The following is a 6,280-nucleotide window of genomic DNA, read 5'->3' as shown; positions in this document are numbered from 1 at the left end:
GCTTTGGTGACAAATACCCCAAAGCCATTAACAAACTGGTGAAGGATGAAGAAGAGTTATTGGCATTCTATGACTTTCCAGATGTGCATTGGACGCACATCCGCACCACCAACCCGATTGAATCCACGTTTGCCACCGTACGATTGCGCAGCAAACGAGCCAAAAACTGTGGCTCCAGAGAAACCACTTTGGCGATGGTGTACAAATTATTGGAAACGGCCCAAAAGCGTTGGCGCCGGATTCAGGGATTCAACTTGTTGACCTTGGTGGTCAACAACGTCATCTTCAAAGATGGCAAGCAGGAAGACGAACAATCAACAGAGAAAGCGGCCTGAATGCCATACACCAGATTTGACAATAACTCAAAACCATGAAGCCAAGATTTTTTATCCAAGTACTTTAATATCTAGCAATCCTATTAAACAGTCATTTGGAAGACTTTTTGGTTTTAAAGAGGTAGAAACTCATTTTGAAGACGTTTTGCAAAAATGGCTGTTGATGTATGACAGATTGGAGCCGATTTATAACTTGTATTTTTCAGTGCAATTTGGTTATCACCAAACTTTAAATGGTCAATTTTTGGCTTTGGCTCAAGTTTTGGAAGTTTTTTATAAAAGAATATATGGTGATAATGGGGAAAAGACTTTTATTGATAAAGTAAGATTTCTATTTGAGATTTATTTTAAAAGTGAAAGCATGAGTATGGATTTTACACAAACCCAAGCTAAAGAGATAAGCGCTTGGTTAGAAAATTTGTCTCAACTGATTTTAGCTACAAGAAATTATTTAACACATTACAATCCCAAATATGAAGAGTCAGAAGGTTTTGCAAAAAGCGGAGATTTAAGATTTTTATACAATTTCATGAATATGATTTTTCAAGCGCATGTGTTAAAACAGTTGGGATTTGATGATTTGAAAATCAAAGATTTTATTGATAATCGATTAAGATAGGATAAAGATGAATTTAAACCTTACAGGAAAAACCGCCCTAGTTTGCGGTGCCAGTCGTGGTTTGGGGTATGCGTGTGCGGAGGCGTTGGCCAAAGAAGGCGTCAGTGTGTTGATGGTGGCGCGGCGTGAAGATGTGTTGCAAGAAGCGGCAGAGCGCGTGATGAAAGTGGCCACGCATGGCGCGATGGTTACTTATGTGGCGGCAGACATCACGACGGAAGTTGGGCGTGTGGCGGTGTTTTCGGTACAGCAAGACTTTGACATTTTGGTGACCAATGCTGGCGGTCCAGCGCCTGGCGATTTTCGCCAGTGGAATAAGGACACGTGGATGGCGGCGGTAGACGCGAATATGTACACGCCGATTGCATTGATACAAACCGTGATTGATGGCATGGCAGCACGTGGCTTTGGACGCATTATCAATATCACTTCGGGTTCGGTGAAAGCACCGATTGATGTGCTTGGTTTGTCCAATGGTGCGCGCAGTGGTTTAACAGGTTTTGTGGCAGGCGTGGCACGCAGCGATGTGGCGGCAAAAGGGGTCACAATTAACAATTTGTTGCCGGGCTTGTTTGATACCGATCGTTTGCAAAGCTTGACTGAAAGTGCGATGCAAGCCACAGGTCAGAGCGAAGAGGCGATTCATACTGCTCGCAAAGCCAATATTCCTGTGCGCCGCTTTGGTCAGGCGCATGAATTTGGGGCAATGTGTGCGTTTTTGTGCAGTGATTTGGCAGGTTATATTACAGGTCAAAATATTTTGATGGATGGTGGCGCTTATCCCGGTACGTTTTAGAAGATGCTGCGAAAGATTTAACAAGCGTCCTGTAAAGTTTACAGGACGCTTTTTTGATAGTGTGGATTTTTAATTTTTATAAATAAAACAATTGTTTGATTTGTCATGTGTTGGATTTTTGATGTGATGTGGATAATTGTGTTTAATGTATGTGCGGTCTATGTTTTAATTGGTTTTTCTTTTGGCTTGGTATCAATCAGGAGTATGTTGTGTTGGCACACAACCTGAGCAGCTATGTGTTTATGCAAAAAAACCGTTTTTTGCAAAATCAGCATGCAGGCATTGAATATGCGTCTTTTTTGGGCGAGGTGTACGAGGCTTATTTTTATGAGTCCTTGCTCAAAGTGGTGCAAACAGAGGGCTTGGATTTGCGTTTGGCAGCCAAGGGACCGTATGCGCCTGTCAAAAAGCATTATGTGAAAACAGGTTTTTTTTGTACGGGCGATGGCAAGTGTGTGTATAACATGCAAGGCGCGGCGTTTGCTGAATTTGATTGTTTGGCAATTGGTACGGAAGTCGTTTATTTTTATGAATGTTCCATTTCCAATAAATGCAATGCTGCTTTGAAAAAAGAAATGCTGAAGAAAAAAGTATTATTGGAATATTTGTTTCCGCAGCATCAAATCATTCCTGTGGTGGTGAGTGCGCATGAGGCGGTGGTGGCGTATTGTGAGCGTTGGAAAGCCGATGGCATAGAGGCGTGGCAAGTCGTCATTCCTGATATGGATTGTGTGGCTTTGGCTCATGGCAATCAGCCTAAAAGCTTGCCCAAGCCCAAACAAATTATGAGTTTGCAAGAGCTGAATTATTTGATAGCGCCTACGCCTTATTTTGAGCAATTGGCGGAATTAACCGCTGCTTTGGCACACACCAATGGTTTACAGGACGCTTATGCTTGTTGCCAAAATATCCAACCTGAATGGTTTTCACGTTTGTATTGGGGCATGGTGTCTGGCAGCAGCATCGGATTGGAGGCGGCAAAATCTTGGGAAGCCGTCATGGTGGTGGTGGATTTGACGAAAAATGCGCATCCGACTTTGCGTTATTATGCTTATCAAGAAGCCCAGCACCGATTTTTTGAATTCACGCCCGAATTAGAACCGCTCAAACGCATTAAATTTAGCCGTTTGGAATTGGCGAAAATATTACCGATCATACGTTTCAAAAGCGATGCGGATTTTCAAGAATTGCAGCAAGAGTTGCGGCAATTTCGTTATAAAGTGAATAAGTGTGAGAGCTTGAGCCAAGTCGGTTAATGCTTTGCCCATGGTGATAAAAAGCGTCCTGTAAAATATTTTACAGGACGCTTTTTGATGGGATTTATGGGTATCAAGATTTTTTCTTGGTGTAGATTTGGTCGAACACCGCGCCATCTGAGAAAAATTGTGCTTGTGCTTTTGCCCAGCCACCAAAATGCTCATTGATGGTCACCAATTGTAATGTTGGGAATTGGTGTTTGAATTCTTCTGCCACTTTTGGATTAATTGGGCGGTAGAAATGTTTGGCAATAATGCGTTGTGAATCCTCAGTATACAATTGTTCTAAATACGCAGTTGAAACTTCGCGTGTACCTTTTTTATCAGCCACTGCATCCACCACAGCCACGGGTGGTTCGCACAAAATGGACAAAGAAGGTGTCACAATTTCAAATTGATCGCCTGTTTCTTTCAATGCCAAATACGCTTCATTTTCCCAAGCGAGCAAGACATCGCCCAAGCCACGTTGGGTAAATGTGATGGTCGAGCCGCGCGCGCCTGTATCCATAATCGGTACACGTTTGTATAATTCGGTGACAAATTGCTGTGCTGCAGCATCATCGCCACCATTTTTTTGTTTGGCATAAGCCCAAGCGGCTAAGAAGTTCCAGCGTGCGCCGCCTGAGGTTTTCGGGTTGGGGGTAATCACTTGCGTGTCGCCCTTCACCAAATCATCCCAATCTCGGATGTTTTTTGGATTGCCTTTGCGCACCAAAAAGACGATGGTTGACGTATAAGGCGTGCTGTTGTCAGGCAAAGCTTGTTGCCAATCGGTTTTTAGCAATGGCTTGTCTTTGTTGATGGAATCAATGTCGCCTGCCAATGCCAATGTCACGACATCGGCCTGTAAACCATTAATTACCGACAAGGCTTGTTTGCCTGAACCACCGTTTGATTGTTGAATATCAACGGTTTGTCCTGTTTTTTCTAACCAGTATTTTTGGAAAACGGGATTGTATTCTTGGTACAGTTCGCGTGTTGGGTCGTATGACACGTTCAAAATCGACACTTTTTCAGTGGCAGATGGATGGTTTGCGCCTGCATGATTGGCCGTAGGTGCACTATTGCCATTATTACAAGCGGCTAAAGCAACGGCCAAAGGGATTGCCAAGAGAAAAGTTTTTTTGAACATGGAAAGACTTTCTGTTGCGAGCGGTGGTAAGGAATGAAAATAATATAGCAGCCATTTTTATAACTTCTAAATACTGTTTTATTGTTTATTTATTTCTTTTGATTATTTGTTATGGGATGGTTTTTAAAATGGGTTTGATAAACTTCCCGCAATCAACAAGGTCGTAAAGTGGTTTGAATGAAAAAGTGACATTGCAAATCACAATACAATGGATTAATTTTGCGACAAAATTTAGGAGAATGGGTATGAGCAAGCACAAACGCTATCTTGATTTGGCTTTACAAGGAGGCGGCTCGCATGGCGCATTCACTTGGGGGGTTTTGGATGCTTTATTGGAAGATGGTCGCTTGAGTTTTCAGGGCATTAGTGGCACCAGTGCGGGTGCGATGAATGCGGTGGTGTTGGCGGCAGGTTTTGCAGAAGCCAAAATTGAGGGGATGAATGAGACCGAAGCCCATTTGGCACGTTGTCAATTGGCACGCGAGAAGTTGCATGATTTTTGGTTTGCCGTAGGCCGAGTGGGTACGTTGATGGCGGCCAGTCCTGTTTCATTTGCAGCGAAGATGATGCCTTGGATGAAACCGATGTTGTCGCCTGTGCAAGCCAATCCTTTTGACATCAATCCATTGCGTGATATTTTGAATCGTGTGGTCGATTTTGATTGTTTGACTGCTCAAAAATGCGAAGATTGGATGCCACAATTGTTTATTTGTGCTACCAACGTGCGCACAGGTAAAGGTAAAATTTTTACCAATCAGCAAATGAGTTCGCAAGTGGTTATGGCATCTGCATGTTTGCCGATGTTATATCAAACAGTGGAAGTGGATGGCGAACCGTATTGGGATGGTGGTTATGCGGGCAATCCTGCTTTGTATCCTTTGATTTATTCAACCCCGTGTCATGATATTTTGTTGGTGCAAATCAATCCTATGGAAATTGATGCATTGCCAAAATCCATGAGTGACATCCAAGACCGAGCCAATCAAATCACGTTCAATGCAGGTTTGTTATCAGAACTGCGCGCCATTCGTTTTGTGACCACTTTGTTGGATGAAAACAAACTCGACATTAAAAAATACCGCAAAATTTACATGCATCAAGTCGATGGTGGCGCGGATTTATTGCCTTTGGGCGCTGAAAGCAAAGTCAAATCTGATTGGAATTTCTTAAGCCAATTGTTTGAAAAAGGGCGGGTCGCAGGAGCGGCTTGGCTTGAAACACATTTTGATGATATTGGCAAAAAAACCACTATGGCAAGCTTGTTATAAGCAGCCAAAACCGACAGGATTAATGTTGATTTTGGCTGCTTTGTCAACACGAAAAATACTTATTCGCTCGGTGAATCAATTGCTTGTAAAACGCCACCCAAGTTTTGAATGGTTGCCAGAGCCATCGCCCAAGCTTGTGGCAATTGTTCGCTGGCTTGGTTTTGGGCTTTTAGGCCAAACTCAATCCGATATTGGTAAGGACTATTAGCGTCCTGTAAAGTCGATGGCAAGCTGAATGTTTGAATGCCCGGATAATTGTTTTCAATATCGTGCATCAATGTGGTGATGTTCGATTCTGGCACATTGTAAATCCAAGTGCTGAGGCTTTGGTATTGGATTTGGTGGTGAAAATGGGGATAAATCGTGTCCAAAACCCACGTCACCATAGGATGTGCCATCACAGGAAAACCGGGCAAAAAATAATGTTCTTGTGCCGAAAATCCCGCAATATTGTTGTAAAGATTGGGCACCAAGTCCACGCCTGCAGGAAAGGTGGCCATATTCAAACGAATCAAATGATTGGGATCGTCCAAACTTTCACCACGACGCTCGGCAATCGCTTCAATGGCAGGCACCGCTTCAGGGTGCAATGCCAAAGGCAAGCCCAAAGCTTGCGCTGCGGCTTGGCGCGTGTGGTCGTCAGGCGTGCCACCAATGCCACCTGTGACAAAAGTTGGATAAGCGTCCTGTAAACTGCGTTGCAAAGTCAAGGTAATCAGTTCACGATCGTCAGGCAAATACTGCACTTGGCGCAAACGCAAACCACGTTCGTTTAATAGGTTTTTTATGGCGCTAAAATGAGTATCCACACGGCTGCCTTGAATGATTTCGTCGCCAATGATGATTAAATTAAAATCCATATTTTCCCTTTATT

7 protein-coding genes are annotated in these 6,280 nt (G+C 43.4%); 5 read left to right on the top strand and 2 right to left on the bottom strand.

What is annotated here, in order from left to right; genetic code table 11:
* The 4 genes from H150_RS0109505 to H150_RS0109490 all read left to right on the top strand — a co-directional run.
* On the top strand, positions 1–335 hold a 335-nt coding region (locus H150_RS0109505; RefSeq protein WP_019958829.1), incomplete at its 5' end, for a transposase.
* Between the two features lie 16 nt (positions 336–351).
* Positions 352–954 carry a HEPN domain-containing protein gene (locus H150_RS0109500; RefSeq protein ID WP_026353621.1) on the top strand — a complete coding sequence of 201 codons (603 nt, stop codon included), beginning with the start codon at positions 352–354 and terminating at the stop codon, positions 952–954.
* A 7-nt stretch (positions 955–961) separates the two neighbouring features.
* Complete coding sequence (locus H150_RS0109495) at positions 962–1,750, top strand: SDR family oxidoreductase (protein ID WP_019958827.1); 789 nt, start codon at positions 962–964, stop codon at positions 1,748–1,750.
* 209 nt (positions 1,751–1,959) lie between these two features.
* Positions 1,960–3,006 (top strand): hypothetical protein, encoded by a 1,047-nt coding sequence (locus H150_RS0109490; protein WP_019958826.1) that lies wholly within the window; start codon positions 1,960–1,962, stop codon positions 3,004–3,006.
* Between the two features lie 73 nt (positions 3,007–3,079).
* Here the strand turns inward: H150_RS0109490 and H150_RS14175 are convergent, their stop codons facing one another.
* On the bottom strand, positions 3,080–4,138 hold the full coding sequence (locus H150_RS14175; protein ID WP_019958825.1) for a sulfate ABC transporter substrate-binding protein: 1,059 nt from the start codon (positions 4,136–4,138) through the stop codon (positions 3,080–3,082).
* A 245-nt stretch (positions 4,139–4,383) separates the two neighbouring features.
* Here H150_RS14175 and H150_RS0109480 point away from each other — a divergent pair, with 245 nt between their 5' ends.
* A complete protein-coding gene (locus tag H150_RS0109480) occupies positions 4,384–5,406 on the top strand; it encodes a patatin-like phospholipase family protein (RefSeq protein ID WP_019958824.1) in 1,023 nt (340 codons plus the stop codon).
* Between the two features lie 59 nt (positions 5,407–5,465).
* Here the strand turns inward: H150_RS0109480 and H150_RS0109475 are convergent, their stop codons facing one another.
* Positions 5,466–6,266, bottom strand: a complete 801-nt coding sequence (locus H150_RS0109475) for a competence/damage-inducible protein A (protein ID WP_019958823.1) — start codon at positions 6,264–6,266, stop codon at positions 5,466–5,468.
* Between the last annotated feature and the right edge of the window lie 14 nt (positions 6,267–6,280).

The sequence above is a fragment of the Vitreoscilla stercoraria DSM 513 genome, assembly GCF_000382305.1.
In the GTDB taxonomy this organism is placed as follows: Bacteria; Pseudomonadota; Gammaproteobacteria; order Burkholderiales; family Neisseriaceae; genus Vitreoscilla; species Vitreoscilla stercoraria.
Note: the sequence above shows the minus strand (reverse complement) of the source record. Positions and strands in the feature narration are given on the sequence as shown.